The organism is Aminobacter sp. J41 (genome assembly GCF_000526635.1).
Classification (GTDB): domain Bacteria; phylum Pseudomonadota; class Alphaproteobacteria; order Rhizobiales; family Rhizobiaceae; genus Aerobium.
Window position 1 is genome coordinate 304999 of the sequence record NZ_JAGL01000001.1, and the last position, 18237, is coordinate 323235.

The window sequence follows — 18237 nt, forward strand, 5'->3', positions numbered from 1 at the left end:
GGTCAGCCTCCAAGTCTCGGATAGGCGGCGAGGATGTTGTCGCGCAGCAGCTTTGCCAGCGTCGCATCCGGAATGCCTTCCGGCAATACATCCAGGCCCTCGAAGTTCCAGTGCGGGTAGTCCGACGAGAACAGCAGCATCTCGTCGCTCAGCAGGTGATCGAGCGCCTTCGGCACCTCGGCCGGGTCATCCGGCAGGTCGAACGGCTGCGTGGTCATGCGCACATGGCGGCGGATGATGTCGGCCGGGGCGTCCTTGACCCATGGCACCTCGATGCGCGCGCCGCGCCAGTCCTTGGACATGCGCCACATTAGCGGCGGCACCCAGGTCACGCCGGACTCGATCGCAACCGCCTTGAGCTGCGGATATTTGGTGAAGACACCTTCCGAGATCAGGCTGGCGATCTGCGTCGCAAAGCCCTGCGTGTGCGCGAGGTGGTCCTCGATCAGGAAAGAGTGGAAGCCGCTGTGGCTCGGCGCGTTGCGGTAGTTGGATCCGGCGTGGATGCCGAGCTGCAGCCCGTGCTTCTCCGCCGCCTCATAGATCGGCCAGTAGATGCGCCGGCCTAGCGGCAGTTCGGTCGCCGACAGGGTCAGGATCTGCACGAAGCGCTTGTCGTCGGCGAGGCGCTCGATTTCCTCGACCGCAGCCTCGACGTTCTGGAACGGAACCAGCATCGAAGCGCGCAGGCGCGAGTCGCGGTTCAGCCACTTGTCGATCAGCCAGTCATTGGTCGCGCGGCAGATGGCGGCGGAAAGATACGGATCGAACAGCGCATGCGCGCCCGACACCACGTTGAGGATAGCAAGATCCAGCTTGAGCGGATCCAGCAGGTTCTTCTGCATCGCCTCGAGCGGGTCGCCGCCGTTCACCTTCCAGTCCGGGCGCATGTAGGGCAGCGTGCGCTCGGGGAACGAGTTCATCTCGAGGACGTCCACCTCACGGGTCGTGACGATCTCCTTCCAGTAATCGTCCAGGTACGGCAGCAGGTCGGCCCGGCGCGGTGACGGAGGATGGACGTCGCAGTCGATCGCCCCGGTGGTGTCAAACTTGGCCATCTTTGTATGCATCTCACCTATGCTTAACAACTAAAACACTTGCGCAGGCTGGGGGCTTCGCGTCACGCGGCCTGCACCTCAATCGCATCCTCACGGACGAATTCGGACGCCTTCTCGGCGATCATGACGGTTGCCGCCTGGGTGTTGCCGGAGACGATCGTCGGCATCACCGATGCGTCGGCAATGCGCAGGCCCGAGAGCCCGTGGACCCGCAGGCGGTCATCAACGACGGCCATGCGGTCGCGGCCCATCTTGCAGGTGCCGACCGGGTGGAAGGTCGTGTAGACGCTCTCGCGGGCATAGGCGATTAGCTCGTCACGCGACTGCACGGCTGCCGTCGGCTGGATTTCCTGCGGCTCGAAGCGCGCCATCGCCGCGCCGTTTGCGATCTTGCGCACCAGCTCGACCGAGCGGACCGCGATGTCGAGCTCAGACTCCTCGCGCAGATAATTGTGCAGGATGCGCGGCTGCTCCGCCGGGTTGGTGCTGCCGATGTGGCAGTAGCCGCGGCTCTCTGGCCGCAGGATGCAGACCGACGAGGTGATGCCCGGGAAATCGTGCGGCGTGCCACCGAAGCTGGGCGAGGTCGCGCCCGAGACGTGGATCTGGATGTCGGGCGCCGGCGCATGCGGATCGGTCTTGGCAAACACGCCGAGCAGGGTGGGCGAGCCGCTGAGCGGGCCGGTGCGGGTCGCAAGGTAGCGCGCGCCGAGCATCATCTTGCCGAAGCGCGAGCTGACGTGGCTGTTGAGCGTCCTGGTGTTCTTCAGCCGGTGCTGGACGCGGATGTGCCAGTGGTCCTGAAGGTTTTCGCCAACGCCCGGCAGCTCGTGCCGGGTCTCGATGCCGGCAGAGGAGAGCACCCTCGGATCGCCAACGCCCGAGCGCTCGAGGATCGCCGGCGTGCCGTAGGCGCCAGCGGCGAGGATAATCTCGACCGAGGCCGAGACTTCCACCTGCCTGTCGCCAAGCCGGAAGACGACGCCCTTTGCTCGGCTGCCGTCGAAGCTGATCCGGTCCACAAGCGCGCCGGTGACCACTTCGAGATTGCGGCGGTTGCGCACCGGATCGAGAAAGGCGCGCGCCGTCGAATGGCGGCGGCCGTTGCGGATGGTGGCCACGAACCAGGCAACACCCTCGTTGTCGCCGTCATTGTAGTCGTCATTGGCCGGGATGCCGAGGTCGATCGCCGCCTGGCGATAGGCCTGCAGCGCCTCCCAACGCACATTGGGGTCGGACACCGCCCATTCGCCATCGCTGCCATGCGCCTCCGCCGGCCGGTGGAAGGCTTCGGAGCGCCGGAAGTATGGCAGCACGCTTTCCCATGACCAGCCGCGGTTCCCCAGCTGCGCCCACTGGTCGTAGTCGTAGGCGTGTCCGCGCACGTAGATCAGCCCATTGATGGCGGAGCTGCCGCCAAGCATCCTGCCGCGCGGGAGAGCGAAGGAGCGGCCGTTGCAGTAGGGCTCCGGTTCGCTCTTGTAGCACCAGTCGTAGCGCGGGCGGCCGATCATGTAGGCCAGGCCCATCGGCATGTCGACGTAGAAGCCGCGGCCCTCGCCGCCGCCTTCGATCAGCAGCACGTCGTTGGATGGATCAGCCGACAGCCGATTGGCCAGTACACAACCAGCCGTGCCACCGCCGACGATGATGTAGGTAAAGGGTCGGGAGCGATCGAACACGCTCATGCAATTTCCTCCTCCGCCAGCCTGACCGCACAGCCTGCTCCTCCAAGCAGGACCGCCGGTTCCGCCTCCCTGGCCAGCGCGAAGATCATCGCACAGCAGGCCCCTCGGCGGAAAGCTCGCGCAAACAACTTAACGTAATAATGTATACATTGGAACGTCCTTGTTATACGTTCAGGGATGGCAGGATGCCGCGCCCGGGGGGGGACTGGGCGAGCGTCCCGCTGAGCCAAAAGCTTATCTGGGAGGTTCAATAGATGAGCGACACACGGGACGCATCGGCGTCCTCTTCTCATTTCACGATTAATCGCCGCGCACTGCTTGGGGCAGGTGCAGCGCTCGGTGCATCGATGATGCTGCCGACAAGCGGCTTCGCGCAGGGCACGCCAACTTCGGGCGGCACCCTGCGCATTGCGATGCCCTACAATCCGGCTGCGCTCGACCCGATTACCGGCCGCAACATTCCCGACTTCAACGCGCTCTACGCGCTGTTCGACGCGCTGATCGGCTATGACCCCGACACGCTCGAACTCGAGCCGATGCTGGCGAAGGACTGGAACTTCACCGACAGCAAGACGCTGGTGCTGAACCTCGTCGAGGGCGTGGAGTTCCACGACGGCACGCCGTTCGACGCGGAGGCCGTGAAGTTCAACCTCGAACGCTCGATGAGCGACCCGCGCTCCAACGTGCAGTCCGACCTTGCCTCGGTCGAGAGCATCGAGGCGACCGGCACGCACCAGGTGACGATCCGCCTGAAGCAGGAGAACTATTCGCTGCCGACGATCCTGACTGGTCGGGCGGGCTGCATCGTTTCGCCCGCGTCGATCAAGGCGGCGGCAGACGGCAATGTCGACCGCAATCCGGTCGGCACCGGTCCGTTCAAGTTCGTCGAGTGGCGCGACAACGACCTGATCCGCGTCGAGAAGAACCCGAAATACTGGCAGGCGGGCCTGCCCTATCTCGACGGCATCGACTTCCGCATCATCAACGAGCTCAACACGGGCGCGCGCACGGTGAGCGCGGGCGAAACCGACCTTGCCCTCAATCTGGCGGCTCAGCAGATCGCGACCGCGCGGCGCAACGAGGAGCTGGTCGCCGAGGCGAAGCCCTCGATGATCTTCTTCACGCTGATGCTCAACTTCGCCAAGCCGCCGCTCGACGACGTGCGCGTGCGCCAGGCGATGAACTATGCGATCAACCGCGAGGAACTGAACACGGTGCTGATGCTCGGCCTCGGCGAGCCCACATCGACCATGTTCCCGTCGGACTTCTGGGCCGTCGACAAGGACACCGCGCACTACTACCAGCACGACCCGGAGAAGGCGAAGGCGCTGCTCGCTGAAGCCGGCCATCCGAACGGCGTCGAGATCGAGGCCTGGAGCTGGCCGGACCAGACGTCGATCCAGCGCATCGAGCTCATCGGCAACCAGCTCGAGCAGGCGGGCATCCGCCTCAAGATCACCCCGTCGCCGCCGCAGGTGGTGAACCAGCACTTCTACATGGAAGGCAAGGGCTCGCTGATCCTCAACCCGCAGGGCGGCTGGCTTGATCCGAGCCAGACCTACGACCGCCTGTTCGGTGCCAAGGGCCAGTTCAACGCGGGCAAGACGGAAGACCCGAAGTTCCGCGAGCTGCTGGACGCGACTGCGAAGTCGGCCGACCCGGATGAACGTGCGGAGGCCTTCGCGGCGCTGCAGAAGTTCGTCGTCGAGCAGGCGCTGCACGTGCCGCTCTACACGTCCTCGGCTATGTCGGTGCGCAACAAGAAGGTGCAGGACTTCCGCTACGACCGCCTGCATTCGCCGCGCTTCCACCGCGTGTGGCTGAAGCAGGACGCGTGAGGGCACTGCCCTGATGAGACGGGCGGACGTGGCAGGTTTCTGAGACGTCCGCCGCGTTCTGCACGAAGCTTGATTGGCAGAAGAGAGGAGCCCGGCGATGAAGCCGGGCTTTTTCGTGTCGGACCGGGGTTTGTTTCGGCGCTGGCGAAGCTCGGGTCGGTCGGTGGGCGGGCGACACAGAGCGGAAGATCGCAGGCGCGCCTCTGGTCCTTGCCCGTGGACGGTTCTTGCCGGAGCGAAGATCGCGAGCGTTGCCGCTCCATGAGCCCCCTCCACCATGCTCCGCATGGTTCCCCTCCCCCGCGTTGCGGGGGAGGATCCGGGGGCAGTGCCCGCGGTTATGCCCATTCACCTTTTCGGTTCAGGCATCGATCCTCGGGTCAGGCCCGAGGATGACGAAGTTGAGATGGACGCGCGACGCTGCGGGCCCCGTAGGCTGAAATGCTGCCAGGCTCGACGTGACGTTTCTGCCGCTGCGGAGCTGAGACGTCATTCAGGTCATTTCGACATTTCCGTCTCGTCATCGTCGGCCTTGAGCCGACGATCCATGCCTGAACGTCTGCGCCCGCGCGGCGATGGTGTCTGCCCGACGCCTCAGTTCTTCTTGACCGTCGGATCAAGCAGCACGCGGATCGACTCGCCGAGCGTGTTGAAGGCAAGCGCCGTGAAGAGGATCGCGAAGCCCGGGGCATACATCTGCTCGGGCGCGACCTCGACATAATGGTAGGCGCGGGCAAGCATGCCGCCCCAGCTCGATTCCGGCGGCTGGACGCCGAGCGAGAGGAAGCTCAGGCCCGCCTCGGCGAGGAGCGCCACCGCCAGCATCAGCGTGATCTCGACGATGACCGGCTGGATCGCGTTCGGGATGATGTGACGGACGATGAGGTGGAGACGGGAGGCGCCAAAGCCGACCGCGGCCTCGACATAGAGTGCGTTCTTCACCACCAAGGTCTGCGCGCGCATGGTGCGGGCAAGCACCGGCGCAAAGGCGAAACCCACCGCGATCATCGCATTCGTCAGGCCGATGCCCAGCGCGCCGGTGACGGCAACGGCCAGCACGATCGGCGGGAAGGCGAGCACGCCGTCGATGATGCGGCTGCCGACCTCGTCGACCCAGCCACCAACGAAACCAATGAAGACACCCATTGGCACGCCAATCAGGACGCCGATGCCGACGGCCAGCCCGGCGGCATAAAGCGCGTTGTAGGAGCCGTGCATCAGGCGGCTCAGCGTATCGCGGCCAAGGTCATCGGTGCCGAGCCAATGCTCGGCGCTCGGCGGCGCCAGCATGTCCATCAGGTTCTGCTGGTTGGGCTCGTAAGGCGCGATGACCGGCGCCAGCACCGCCGCCGCGACCAGCAGGACGATATAGGCGAGGCTGACGAGCGCGCGCTTGTCCGACCAGAGCCAGCGCCACAGGCTGAAGCGCGTGGGCGGCGGGATGCCGGATGCGGCAGCGGTGGCAGGGTTCGGCGTGGTCACGGTGTTCATGGAGATATCGGTCATGTCGAAGCCGCCACTCGGGGGTCAAAGATCGCGTTGAGGACGTCCACGATGAGGTTGGTGAAGATCACGACCAGCACCAGAACCAGCGCGACGCCCTGGACGACAGGGAAATCCTTGTTGAGCGCGGAATAGCTGATCAGGTTGCCGACGCCGGGAATCGCGAACACAGCTTCGACGATGACGGCGCTGGAGAACAGGCGGTTCACCTGCAGGCCGGCGATGGTGAGCATGGTGGCGGCGACGTTGCGCAGGCCGTGCTTCCAGAGGATCGAGCCGGAGCTCAGGCCCTTGGCGCGCAGGGTGCGGATATATTGCGAGCCCAGCACTTCGAGAAGGGCGCTGCGCACCTGGCGGGCAAGCACGGCGACAACGCCGGTGGACAGCGCAATTGCCGGGAGGGTCGCGAAGTAGAGCGCCTTGGCGGGCTCCTCGAAGAAGGAAGTCGCGCCGGTTGCCGGGAACCAGCGGTAGTTCAGCGAGAACAGGGTGACGAGCAGAATGCCGAGCCAGAAGTTCGGAACGGCGACGCCCAGCGAGGCGACGCTGGTGATGATCTTGTCGAGGGTCGTGCCCTGGCGGGTGGCGGCAAGAATGCCAAGCGGAATGCCGATGACGGCACCGACGATGAGCGCGTAGACGACGAGCAGGATCGTGTGCGGCAGGCGCGCGAGGATGAGGGTGAGAACCGACTCGTTGGAGAACAGCGAGCGGCCGAGATCACCGATCACGACATTGCCCAGCCAGGCGAAGTACTGCACCAGCATCGGCCGGTCGAAGCCGTAGATGCGGCGGATTTCCTCTACGCGTTCTTCGGTGGCGTAGTCGCCGGCGATCGTCACCGCCGGGTCGCCGGGCATCAGGTAGACAAGGGAAAAGACCACGAATGTGGCCACGATCATGACGGGCACGAGCTGAACCAGCCTTCGTGCGACCATCCCGGGAATGCCGTACATCATCCTGCTCCGTCGATCGGCAGTTTCGCGCCGGTTCACCCGGCGGCTCTGGCACCGGGATGTCCCCGGTGGAGACGGGACGGGCAGAACTGCCCGCCCCGAATCGTGATGGCTGGTCGGCTTATGCCTCGAGCCAGACCTTGTGGAAGCGTGGACGCTGCAGAAGGCTGAAGTCGAAGTTGTGCACCTTCGGCGAACGCACGATGATGCCGGCCGAGGTGAACTGCGGCAGGTGCAGCGCGTTTTCGAGGACGAAACGCTGCATCTTGTAGAGAACCTGCTGGCGCGCGGCGAAGTCGAACGTGTTCAGCGAGGCATCCGCGAGTTCACGGTAGCCGGGCAGTTCGAGCTTGGCCGCGTTGCGGTAGGCCGTTGCCGCGAAGTGGCGGTCGTAGGCGGTTGCCGGATCCGGGTTGCCACCGGTCGGCGACAGCAGCATGTGCCCCTTCTTCTCGTTGAGGAAGAACTGCATCGCCTGCGCCGGCTGGGACGGCGTCACCTTGAGGCGGATTCCAGCCTCGGCGAGCTGTGCGCTAACCACCTCCTGGCGCTGGACGGCAGCCTGGTCGGCCCAGGTGTGGGTCTCGATCTCGATGCCGTTCGCAAATCCGGCTTCCTTGAGCAGCGACTTCGCACGGTCGACGTCGAGCGTGTAGTAGTTCTCGGTCTCGGGATCGTTGGCCCAGAAGCCCGACGGGAACATCGAGCAGTTGCCGCCGCCGAGGCCGCCCCACAGCACCTGGTTAAGCACCGGCCGGTCGAGCGCCCAGTTCATCGCCTGGCGCACGCGCACGTCTGCCAGCGGGCTGCCTTTGCCGTAGTTGAGGAAGGCCGAGTAGTAGATCATCGAGGGGGTGGCTTCGGCGACGACGTTCGGGTCGCGCTTCGCCACGGCCATCTGCTGCGCGCTCATGTTGAGGGCGATGTCGGCCTCGCCCGCGGTCACGGCACGGACGGCGGTGTTGTGCTCGTTGATGATGCGCGCTTCGATCGCATCGAGGTACGGCGCATCACCCCAGTAGTTGGTGTTGCGAACGAGCTTGATGAGAGTGTTGTCCTGCCACTCGACGAACTTGAACGGGCCGGTGCCGACCGGGTTGCGGTCGACATTGCCACCCTCAGCAGCCTTGACGGATGCCGGCGAGACGATGCAGCCAGCGCGGTCGGCAAGCGTTGCCGGGAGCGATGCATCCGGGAACTTGAGCTTGAAGGTGACTTCGTACGGGCCGGTTGCCTCGCACTTCTCGACGACGGTCAGGTCCGACTTGACGTTGGACTTTTCATAGTTGCGGCAACGGTCGATGTGGAACACCACAGCGTCCGCGTTGAACGGCTCGCCGTCGTGGAACTCGACACCCTCGCGCAGCTTGACGACGAGCGTGGTCGGGTCGGCAAACTCCCACGACGTCGCCAGCATCGGTTGAAGCTCAAGCGTCTTCGGATCGAAGGAAATCAGCGCGTCGTAGAGCATCAACAGGGCGTTGAAGTCCGGGTTGTTGCGGCCCGCGATCGGATCCAGCGACGCCGGATTGTAGGGCATCACCACGCGGAGCGTGCCGCCGGTGCGCGGCTGCGGCGCCTGTGCGCGGGCCATTGCCGGCACAAGAAGCGTACCGCCGAGAGCGGCGGTGCCAGCCATCAGGCTGCGTCGGGTTAGATTCGGCAGTCTGCCGTAGAAATTGGTCGTCACGTCTTTCTTCTCCTCCATCAGAAATACCGGCCATCTCCCCGTGGCCGTCAGGTCAGCACCCCCGGCGCGGTGGTAGTCGCGACAACCGACCGATCCGTAAGACCAACATGCTCCGCCGCGCTCTCGCGCAGCATCTCCTCTGCAAAGTGGCAGGCCACATGCCGACCAGGCAGCAGTTCGCGCTGTTCGGGTTCCTGCGCGCGGCAGATGTCGCGCATGCGCGGGCAGCGCGTGTGGAAACGGCAGCCGCTCGGCGGATTGATCGCGCTCGGGATTTCGCCCTGCAGGATGATGCGCTTGCGCGCCTCGCCCAGCGCAGTGATCTCCGGCTCGGCGGAACGCAGCGCCTCGGTGTAGGGATGAAGCGGCGTCTCGATCACTTCGCGGGCGGGGCCGAACTCGACGATCTTGCCGAAATACATCACCGCGACGCGGTCGCTGATGTGCGAGACGACGCGCAGGTCGTGGCTGATGAAGACGTAGGTCAGGCCAAGTTCTTTCTGCAGCCTGTCGAACAGGTTGAGCATGTCGGCCTGGATCGACACGTCGAGCGCGGCGACCACCTCGTCGCAGACGATGACGTTCGGCTCGAGCATCAGGGCGCGGGCGATGTTGGCGCGCTGCTTCTGGCCGCCCGACAGCTCGTGCGGGTAGCGGTTGGCAAGCTCCGGCGACAGCGCGACGCGATCGAGCATCGCAAAGGCGCGGGCACGGCGCTCGGCCCGGGTGCCCTCACCCGCGATGTTGAGCGGTTCCATCACGCTCTGCAGGATGGTCATGCGCGGATCAAACGCCGCGTTCGGGTCCTGCGAGACGATTTGGTACTTGCGGCGATGTCGGTTGAGCTCGCGGCGCGTCAGGGTGAACGGGTTGACGTCGTCATGCAGGATGGTGCCGCCGCTCGGGGTGAGCAGGCAGACCATCGCGCGGCCGAGGGTCGACTTGCCCGAACCGGACTCGCCGATGACGCCAAAGATCTCGCCCTTCTCGACATTGAAGCTGACGCCATCGACGGCGCGGACCGCAGTGCCGCGCTTCGCATTTCCGAAGGTGACGCTCACGCCATCGACAGTGACGGCAGGACGGGTGCTGGTCAGGGCAGAAGTCATGCGCCGACCCTCTCAAGTTGCAGTTCTTCCCAACGATGGCACCGCACCTCGCGGTGGCCGGCGAGTTCGATGCGCTGCGGCTGCTCGCAGGCCGGAACTGCATGGCTGCAGCGCGGGCCGAAGCGGCAGCCCTGTGGCATCGCCCGCAGGGACGGCACACGGCCCGGGATCGACGGCAGCGTCCCGCGCGCGCGGCGGCTGTCGGGAATCGAGGACAGAAGGCCCGCCGTATAGGGATGGCGCGGATTGGCGATCACCTCGCGGACATTGCCGCTTTCGACGACCTGGCCCGCATACATCGTGATCATGCGGTGGCAGCTCTGGGCAACGAGGCCAAGATTGTGGGTGATGAACATGATCGCGGTGCCGGTGCGGTCGGCGAGATCGAGCAGCAGGTCCATGATCTGCGCCTGAATGGTGACGTCCAGCGCTGTGGTCGGCTCATCGGCGATGAGAAGCTGCGGCTCGCAAACCAGCGCCATCGCGATCATCACGCGCTGGCGCATGCCGCCCGACAGGCTCATCGGATAGCGGTCAGCGACGTGCCGCGGCGAGGCAATGCCCACCGAATCCAGCGCAGCCACCGCACGCTCGCGCGCCTCCTTCTTGCTGATGCGGAAGTGGCGCATCAGCGTTTCCTCGATCTGGTGGCCGACGGTGAACACCGGATCGAGCGCGCTCATCGGCTCCTGAAAGATCATCGAGATGTGCCGGCCGCGCACGCGGGACATCTGCGACTCGGTGTTGTCGACGAGGTTCTGACCGTTGAACATGATCCGCCCGCCGAGACGCGAATCGCGCGGCGGCAACAGGCGCAGGATCGACAGCGCGGTCATGGACTTGCCGCAGCCACTCTCACCGACGACGCCGAGGATCTCCCTCGGCTTCACCGAAAAACTTACATTGTTAAGAACTTCTACCCAGCCGTTCTGGTCGCGCAGGGACAAAGTGAGATTCTGGATGTCCAGAAGCGATTCCTGGCCATTCGTCGTGGCCCCGGCGAGCTGATTCATCCGGCGTCCGTTCCTCCATGCTGCCTGCAACTCACGCCGTGATGCAGGTGGCTATCCTGTTTCGGGGTACTGAAGCCCGGCTGCAGCATGGCTGCGCCGAGGCATCAGTCTCCGCTCCTCCCGATAACTAGTTCATGTATACAATACCCATGCGTGAGGGGGAAGGGCATTCTTGGCCTTCCAGCAAAAACCTCACGGTTCCGCCCATTGGAATGGCCGCACAGGCTGCCGCGACCGGAGAGAATGCAGCCGGAACCGAATTTCGTATACAGGACGGGCATTTATGCCGTGTTCGCCACCGTCCTTAAAGCGTCGACGAACGGCCATCTGCAAACCTTCCGCGTGATCGGCTAAGGTTCGGGAAGCGAGAAAAAGCTGAGGGGAGGAGAAGATGATGAACATATTTAGATGGGGCATCCTGTCGACGGCCAAGATCGCGCGCGAGTTCGTCATCCCGGCGATCCAGACCTCCGCGAATGGCAACGTGCATGCGATCGCCAGCCGCGATGAAGCGCGGGCGCGGGAGCTCGCCGACAGTGTCGGCGCGCCGCTCTCCTTCGGCAGCTATGAGGAGATGCTGGAGAGCGCGGAGATCGACGGCGTCTACATTCCGCTTCCCACGTCCCACCACGTCGAGTGGGCCGTGAAGGCAGCCAATGCCGGCAAGCATGTGCTGGTGGAAAAGCCATTGGCGCTGAAGGCAGACGAGATCGCCCGCGTGATCGAGGCACGCGACCGCAGCGGCGTCATCGTCAGCGAAGCCTACATGGTGGTACACCACCCGCAGTGGCACAAAGTGCGCGAGCTGGTCGCTGCCGGTGAAATCGGGCGGCTACGGCATGTGCAAGGCGCGTTCAGCTATCACAATGTCGACCCCAACAACATGCGCAACCGGCCGGAGCTCGGCGGCGGGGCACTGCCGGACATCGGCGTATATCCGGTCGTCACGACGCGCTTCGTGACAGAGAAGGAGCCGCTGCGGGTCACCGCCAAGGTCGAGCGCGACCCGACCTTCGGCACCGACATCTATTCGACCGTCAGCGCCGAGTTCGAGGGCTTCGACCTCAGCTTCTATGTCGCGACGCAGATGGCGGCACGGCAGTCGATGGTGTTCCACGGCGACAAGGGATTCATCGAGGTGGAGTCGCCGTTCAACGCCGGCGTCTACGGCGACCAGAAGGTCGTGCTCTACAACCAGAACCACAGCGGCGGCGCGACTTTCCGCTTCCCCAACATCAATCAGTATCGGCTTGAGGCGGAAGCATTCGTCGAGGCGGTGCGCGGACGTGGCGGCAGGATCTTCCCGCTGGAGGAGTCGGTGCGTAACCAGAAGGTCATCGACGCGATCTTCCGCTCAGGCGAGAGCGGCAAGCCCGAGGCAATCTAGGGCAAGCGGCGGACTGGACTCCGCCGCCCTTCCCTCTGCTACTTCGTCGGCATGCCCTTCGGGCGCAGATGACGCTTCTGCGCGGCGATGCGGAACGGTGCGTTCGGCGCGCCGTAGCCGGCATAGCCGTCGCGGCGTTCGATGATCTCGAAGATCAGTCCCTCACCCCAAGTCGGCGCGTAGAGCTGGAAATACTCGCCGTGCTCGTCACGGTCATAGAGGATGTTTTCGGCGCGGATGCGGTCGGCAAGCTCGGGGTCGAGGCCGAAGCGGGCTTCAACGTCATCATAGTAATTGCGCGACAGGGTCAGCGGGGCAAAGCCTGCCTTGCGGAGTGCGGCGGCGGTGGCGAAGATGTCGTCGGTCGCGAAAGCGAGATGCTGAACGCTGGAACCGAAGCTCTCGGAGATGAAGCGGCCGGCGAGCGTGCGGCGATTCTCGGCACCGTTGAGGGTGAGACGGAAGGCGCCATCCTCGCTCTCGATCACCTGGCTGCGCACGACGCCTGCCGGATCGATGACGTCGACCATCGGCGTCTTCCGGGTACGGAAGATCGAGGTGTAGAACAGCAGCCACGACAGCATGTCGCCCTGCTCCATCGTCTGACCGACATGGTCGACGCGGGTGAGGCCGGCGCCGGGATTTGCCGGCGTGCCCTCGACCGGGCGGAAGTCGACGTCCCAGATGCGGGACGGCTGCTCGCTATCATCGAGGAAATAGATGACGCTGCCGCCGACGCCGCGGATTGCCGGAATGCGCAGCTCGCCGGGCGGCACTTCCTGCTCGAAGCGCTCTGCACCCAGCGCGCAGGCGCGCTCGGCGGCGGCATGTGCGTCCTCGACCTTGAGGCAAAGGGCATAAACCGAGGTGCCGTGGACGAGGAACGAGGAGTGGGCAAAGCCCTTTTGCTCGGTGTTGACGAGGATGTTGATGTCGCCCTGGCGCCAGTGGTCGACCGCCTTGGAGACATGGCGGCCGACATGGGCGAAGCCCAGCGACGTCAGCAGCTGCGCGATCGACTTCGCGCCCGCCTCGTCGGCGGCGAACTCGATGAAGGCAACGCCTTCGACGCCGACCGGCGCCGGCATCGGCGGCAGGTCGACCTTCAGAGCAGGTTCCTCACGGCGCACCTGGTCCATCAGCCAGACCAGCGAGCGATGCCCGTCATCGGCGACCGCGCGCGGCGAGCCGCCGCGGAACTGGTCATTGAAGATTTCGAGCGAGATGTAGCCGTCATAGCCCGTGGCAGTGACGGCGCGCATGAACTCGGCCACCGCCAGATCGCCCTCCCCCGGCATGTTGCGGTAGTGGCGGCTCCAGTAGAGCAGGTCCATGTCGATCGCCGGTGCATCGGCAAGCTGGACGAAGAAGATCTTGTCCTTTGGGATCGAGCGGATCGTGTTCGGGTCGATCTTGCGCGCGAGCGTGTGGAAGGAGTCGAGGATCAGGCCGATGTTCGGATGGTCGGCGCGGCGCACGATCTCCCATGCGTCACGGTGGTCGCTGACATGGCGGCCCCAGGCCAGCGCCTCGTAGCCAATGCGGATGCCGCGCTTTGCCGCCCGCTCGCCGAGCTCACGAAAATCGTCTGCGGCGCGGTCGATGCCGCCGAGCGAGATCGGCGACACGGACGAACAGACCAGCATCAGGTCGGTGCCCAGCTCGCCCATCACGTCGAACTTGCGCTCGGCGCGGTCGAAGGCGCGCGAGCGCTGCGGCTCTGGCAAGCCCTCGAAGTCGCGGAATGGCTGGTAGAGCGTAATGGCAAGCCCCTCGTCGGCCGCCATCTGCGCCACCTCGCGTGGCGAGCCATCAAAGGCCAGAAAATCATTTTCGAAAATCTCAATACCGTCGAAGCCGGCAGCGGCAATGGCGGCCAGCTTCTCGCGGAAATCTCCGCTGATAGAAACGGTGGCGATCGACGTCTTCATCGCTTCCCCCGAAAATCCCTTGCAGCCGATATTGCCCGGCGCGTTGCGTAACGGCAAATATCGTTCTGACGTTCCGCGTAACAAGATGTTAAGGGCGGAGCCGGTTCATCTTTCGGGAACGGGCAATGAGCGAGCTTACGCTTCGACAGGTCGAAGTCATCCGCGCAGTGATGCTGGCGGGAACGATCCAGGGGGCGGCACGGTTGCTGAACGTCTCCGCGCCCGGCATCTCGCGCCTCGTGCGCCACACCGAAGACCTGCTCGGCATTCGCCTGTTCGAGCGCAAGGCGGGGCTGTTCGTGCCCTCGCCCGAGGCAACCCCGATCTTCGAAATGGTGCACCAGGTGCACCGGCAGATGGACAACCTCAACACGGCGGTCGCTTCGCTGCGCAAGGGCGGCGACGTGCGGCTGACCTTCGCCTGCGCGCCGTCGATCGCCCAGTTCATCGCCGCGCGAGCGGCGCGCCACATCCGCAAGCGCTTCCCCGACCTCTACATCGACATGAACATCCTCAAGATCGAGGAGACGACCGACTATCTGCTGCTCGAGCGCGGCGAGTTCGTCATCATGAGCTCGGCGCTGGAGAACCCTGCGCTTGAGAACGTCAAGCTGGCCGACGGCCGGCTGGTCGCCATCGTGCCGGACAGCCACCCGCTCGCTAAAAAGAAGGTGATCTCGGTGCATGACCTCGTGAAGGAGGATCTGGTCGGCGTCGACGCCGGCGACCCATATGGCGCAACGTTGGCACGGCCTTTCGCGCAGGAGGGGCTGAAGCCGACCTATGCCATGCGCGGCCGCTTCGCGCAGACGGTGGTGAGCTTCGTGCGCCATGGGCTCGGCGTTGCCGTCATCGACGAGTTTTCCGTCGCTGAGGTCTACATGCCGGGCATCACCCGCCGCCCGCTCGCGGAAGCAGCAAACATCTCGGCCTATGTCGTCTCGCGCAAGGGGCGGCAGCTTTCCTCCTTCGCCGAATTCGCGATCGCCCGCTTCCGGCAGGAACTGCTGAAAACCACCGCGCGGCAGGATCTCGAAGCGCCGGCCTGACGACTGACCAGAGCGCCGCTTCGCTCCATGATGCAGCGAAGGCCTCGTCAGGCTGTGATCCGGCGCTTTTGCGCCTTCGGATTCTTCCGCGCGGAATCCGCGAGAAGATAGTCGAGCAGCGCGGCGTAGCGCGCGGTGCGCGGCGCGCCCGCCGGACGCGCAAGGCCGATCACCGTGCCCGGCACATCGTCCTCGATCTCCAGAATGACGACGCGGTGGCCGTCATAGGTGATTGCCCCGGCCGGGCGCTGGAACAACAGGCCGTAGCCGAGGCCGCGGCCGACGAGGCAACGCGTCAGCTCGAAATTTGTCGTCGTGTGCCCGACGCGCGGCTTCAGCCCGAGCGCGGCGAAGATGTTCTCGGTGTTGCGCCGGGTCGGATGGCGGTCGAACAGGATCAGCGGCTCGTCCACGAGCTCGCTCAGACTTACGCCGCCCCTTTGCGCAAGCGGATGGTGTTCGGCGACCATCACGTAGGGCCGGAACTCGTGCAGTGGATCGAAGGCAAGCTGGGTCGAGACGTCGACGCTGTAGAGCAGCGCGACGTCGATGCGGCCCTGCAGCAGCATGTCGTCGAGCCGCGGCGCATCCGCCTCCTCGATTTCCAGAACGAGGTCCGGATGCATCTTCTGGAAATCCTCCATGATGCCCGGCAGGAAGAAGGGCGCGAGCGAGGAAAAGCAGCCGATCGCGAAGCGTCCCGACAGGCTCTGTGCGCTCTGACCCGCATCTGCCGCGAGCGCATCCACACCCGACAACACCAGCCGCGCATGGGAGAGCAGCCGCGAGCCGGCCTGCGTCAGGATCACGCCCTTGCCCTTGCGCCGTACGAACAGCTGGACACCCAGATGGTGCTCAAGCTCGTCGAGGGCGAGGGCAAGCGCCGAGGCGCTGACATGGCAGCGCGCTGCCGCGGCAGCCAGCGATCCCTCGCTCGCCACGGCGTCGAAATATTCCAGCTGGCGGATCGTGAACGGGATCATTTGCCTCCCCGGTTTTTCTTAGGTGTGTCGTCTTCAAAACATGTTTTACATAATAACTATCGTGATGGAAACTGCCGCCCGTGTTTGGAGACATTCCGGGAGGAAGATCATGGTCAAGAATCTGGAGGAGGCGATTGCCAAGGCCGGCAATCCGGTGAAGCTGCTTTGGGAATCGCAGCAGCCGCCGTCAGTCGTTCCTCGCGTGGCGCAGGAATACCGCAACTGGCGCGACGAGCAGCTGGCCTGGCGCCGCACCGCTGTTCTCTACGATCAGTGCCACCACATGGCCGACCTCAACATCAAGGGGCCGGACGCGATGAAGCTGATCAGCGATCTCGCGGTCAACACCGTCGCCCATTTCCCTGTCGACATGGCCAAGCAGTTTGTGGCCGTGAACCATGACGGCTACGTCATCGGCGACAACATCCTGTTCCACCTCGAGGAGGACGAGTTCCAGGCCGTCGGCATTCCGACGTCGATCAACTGGATGCACTTCCACGCCGAAACCGGCGGCTACAACGTGCGCGTCTGGCGCGACGACAGCTCGGCCGTTCGCCAGGGCGACCCGGTCAACTATCGCTACCAGATCCAGGGTCCGGGCGCGATGGACATCATCCGCGAGGTGACCGGTGAGGAGCCGCCGAAGCTGAAGTTCTTCTACATGACCCGCTTCAACATTGCCGGCAAGGTTGTGCGCGCGCTGCGCCACGGCATGGCGGGCGAGCCGGGCTTCGAGATCTGGGGCCCGTGGGAAGACCGCGAGGCGGTGCACTCTGCCATCCTCGAGGCCGGCGAGAAGCACGGCATGGTCCAGGTTGGCGCGCGCGCCTACCACACCAACGCGCTCGAATCCGGCTGGCTGCCGCGTCCGCTGCCGGCGATCTACACCGGCGAGAAAATGAAGGCCTATCGCGAATGGCTCGACGAGAAGGCTTACGAGACGACCGCTCCGCTCGGCGGCAGCTTCTACTCGGAAAACATCGAGGACTACTACTTCACCCCGTACGACCTCGACTACGGCCGCATCGTGGCCTTCGACCATGACTTCATCGGCCGCGAGGCGCTGGAGAAGATGGTTGCCGAGGGCCGCGACAAGGCGCGTGAAAAGGTCACCTTCGTCTGGAACGGCGACGACGTCGGCGCGGCCTACGCCTCGATGTTCAAGCCGGGCATTGGCGCCAAGTTCATCAACCTGCCGATGTCGCTCTACGACACCTTCCACTTCGACCGTATCGAAGTTGACGGCAAGGTCGTCGGCCTGTCGACGTGGACCGGCTACTCGGCCAACGAGCGCGCCATGCTCTCGCTCGGCGTCATCGACAAGGCTTTTGCAACGCCGGGTACGGAAGTCACGCTCGTCTGGGGCGAGGACAAGCCGTCGTCGAAGCTGCAGGTCGAGGACCACGTGCAGGTGAAGATCCGCGCGACCGTCCAGCCGGCTCCGCTGGTCTCCAAGGCCCGCACGGAATACCGCTCGAACGCGGGCATCTGACGTTCCGGCAAGCCGAACGAAGAAGGGCCACGGAGAAATCCGTGGCCCTCAGACCACTGACAAACCCGCCGATTTTTTGGCGGGTTTTTCGTTGGGGCGGGATGACCGAGCGCAGGGGCGCTGCCGGTGCCTGACGAAGTGAAGATAATGAAGGGGCGAGAGGGCCTCATGCCCCCGCCAGGCGGGGCTGGCGGGTGAGCGCCAGCGCGATCTTCTTCATGTTCTGGCTGGCCGCCGCCAGCAGACATTGCCAGCTCACCTTCATCAGCCCGCGCAAGCGCGCATAACGGTGCCCGTGCAGCTGTTTGGCGTCGGCAAACGAGCGCTCCACCGTCTCCTTGCGTCGCTTGTAGATCGCCTTGCCCCACGCCGTCTTGCGGTAACTGTCCGTCCGTTCGCGGGCGTCCGCCCACACATGCCGGGTGATGGTGCGAACCGCCTTGGCATTCGACGTGCAGGAGGCAAGCAGCGGACAGTCGCGGCACACTGCCGGGTCGGACCGGTAGTGCCGGTAGCCGTTGCGGTCGGTGGTGGCATAGC

At 64.8% G+C, this 18237-nt stretch carries 14 protein-coding genes; 4 read left to right on the forward strand and 10 right to left on the reverse strand.

Annotation, left to right across the window (positions count from 1 at the left end):
* Nucleotides 1–2: 2 nt before the first annotated feature.
* The gene (locus L630_RS0101460; protein WP_024846514.1) at nucleotides 3–1058 is read right to left on the reverse strand and encodes an amidohydrolase family protein; all 1056 of its coding nucleotides are present in this window, start codon (nucleotides 1056–1058) and stop codon (nucleotides 3–5) included.
* A gap of 62 nt (nucleotides 1059–1120) precedes the next feature.
* Nucleotides 1121–2746: a GMC family oxidoreductase N-terminal domain-containing protein gene (locus L630_RS0101465; protein WP_024846515.1), complete on the reverse strand. Its 1626-nt coding sequence runs from the start codon at nucleotides 2744–2746 to the stop codon at nucleotides 1121–1123.
* A gap of 254 nt (nucleotides 2747–3000) precedes the next feature.
* Between L630_RS0101465 and L630_RS0101470 the strand changes: the two genes are divergently transcribed.
* Entirely contained in the window at nucleotides 3001–4584 is a 1584-nt protein-coding gene (locus L630_RS0101470) for an ABC transporter substrate-binding protein (protein WP_024846516.1), read from the forward strand.
* A gap of 594 nt (nucleotides 4585–5178) precedes the next feature.
* On the opposite strand, the gene L630_RS0101475 is transcribed toward L630_RS0101470, so the two are convergent.
* The 5 genes from L630_RS0101475 to L630_RS0101495 all read right to left on the reverse strand — a co-directional run bounded on the left by L630_RS0101475 (nucleotide 5179) and on the right by L630_RS0101495 (nucleotide 10855).
* Nucleotides 5179–6090, reverse strand: coding sequence for an ABC transporter permease (locus L630_RS0101475; protein ID WP_024846517.1), 912 nt, complete (start codon nucleotides 6088–6090; stop codon nucleotides 5179–5181).
* Entirely contained in the window at nucleotides 6087–7043 is a 957-nt protein-coding gene (locus tag L630_RS0101480; RefSeq protein ID WP_348601357.1) for an ABC transporter permease, read from the reverse strand. The genes L630_RS0101475 and L630_RS0101480 overlap by 4 nt, the downstream gene beginning before the upstream one ends.
* A gap of 121 nt (nucleotides 7044–7164) precedes the next feature.
* Nucleotides 7165–8733, reverse strand: coding sequence for an ABC transporter substrate-binding protein (locus L630_RS0101485; protein ID WP_084465674.1), 1569 nt, complete (start codon nucleotides 8731–8733; stop codon nucleotides 7165–7167).
* Nucleotides 8734–8780: 47 nt separating this feature from the next.
* On the reverse strand, nucleotides 8781–9842 hold the full coding sequence (locus L630_RS0101490) for an oligopeptide/dipeptide ABC transporter ATP-binding protein (protein WP_024846520.1): 1062 nt from the start codon (nucleotides 9840–9842) through the stop codon (nucleotides 8781–8783).
* Nucleotides 9839–10855: an ABC transporter ATP-binding protein gene (locus tag L630_RS0101495; RefSeq protein WP_024846521.1), complete on the reverse strand. Its 1017-nt coding sequence runs from the start codon at nucleotides 10853–10855 to the stop codon at nucleotides 9839–9841. Before L630_RS0101495 ends, L630_RS0101490 begins: the two co-directional genes overlap by 4 nt.
* A gap of 400 nt (nucleotides 10856–11255) precedes the next feature.
* Here L630_RS0101495 and L630_RS0101505 point away from each other — a divergent pair, with 400 nt between their 5' ends.
* The gene (locus L630_RS0101505; RefSeq protein WP_024846522.1) at nucleotides 11256–12242 is read left to right on the forward strand and encodes a Gfo/Idh/MocA family oxidoreductase; all 987 of its coding nucleotides are present in this window, start codon (nucleotides 11256–11258) and stop codon (nucleotides 12240–12242) included.
* Nucleotides 12243–12280: 38 nt separating this feature from the next.
* Here the strand turns inward: L630_RS0101505 and L630_RS0101510 are convergent, their stop codons facing one another.
* A complete protein-coding gene (locus tag L630_RS0101510) occupies nucleotides 12281–14173 on the reverse strand; it encodes a sugar phosphate isomerase/epimerase and 4-hydroxyphenylpyruvate domain-containing protein (RefSeq protein ID WP_024846523.1) in 1893 nt (630 codons plus the stop codon).
* Between the two features lie 125 nt (nucleotides 14174–14298).
* Between L630_RS0101510 and L630_RS0101515 the strand changes: the two genes are divergently transcribed.
* Nucleotides 14299–15222, forward strand: coding sequence for a LysR family transcriptional regulator (locus L630_RS0101515; RefSeq protein WP_024846524.1), 924 nt, complete (start codon nucleotides 14299–14301; stop codon nucleotides 15220–15222).
* Nucleotides 15223–15269: 47 nt separating this feature from the next.
* Here the strand turns inward: L630_RS0101515 and L630_RS0101520 are convergent, their stop codons facing one another.
* On the reverse strand, nucleotides 15270–16205 hold the full coding sequence (locus tag L630_RS0101520) for a LysR family transcriptional regulator (RefSeq protein ID WP_024846525.1): 936 nt from the start codon (nucleotides 16203–16205) through the stop codon (nucleotides 15270–15272).
* A 109-nt stretch (nucleotides 16206–16314) separates the two neighbouring features.
* On the opposite strand from L630_RS0101520, the gene L630_RS0101525 reads away from it, so the two are divergent.
* Nucleotides 16315–17697: an aminomethyltransferase family protein gene (locus L630_RS0101525; protein WP_024846526.1), complete on the forward strand. Its 1383-nt coding sequence runs from the start codon at nucleotides 16315–16317 to the stop codon at nucleotides 17695–17697.
* Between the two features lie 166 nt (nucleotides 17698–17863).
* On the opposite strand, the gene L630_RS20895 is transcribed toward L630_RS0101525, so the two are convergent.
* A partial coding sequence (locus L630_RS20895; RefSeq protein WP_034329089.1) for a transposase occupies nucleotides 17864–18237 on the reverse strand: 374 nt, incomplete at its 5' end.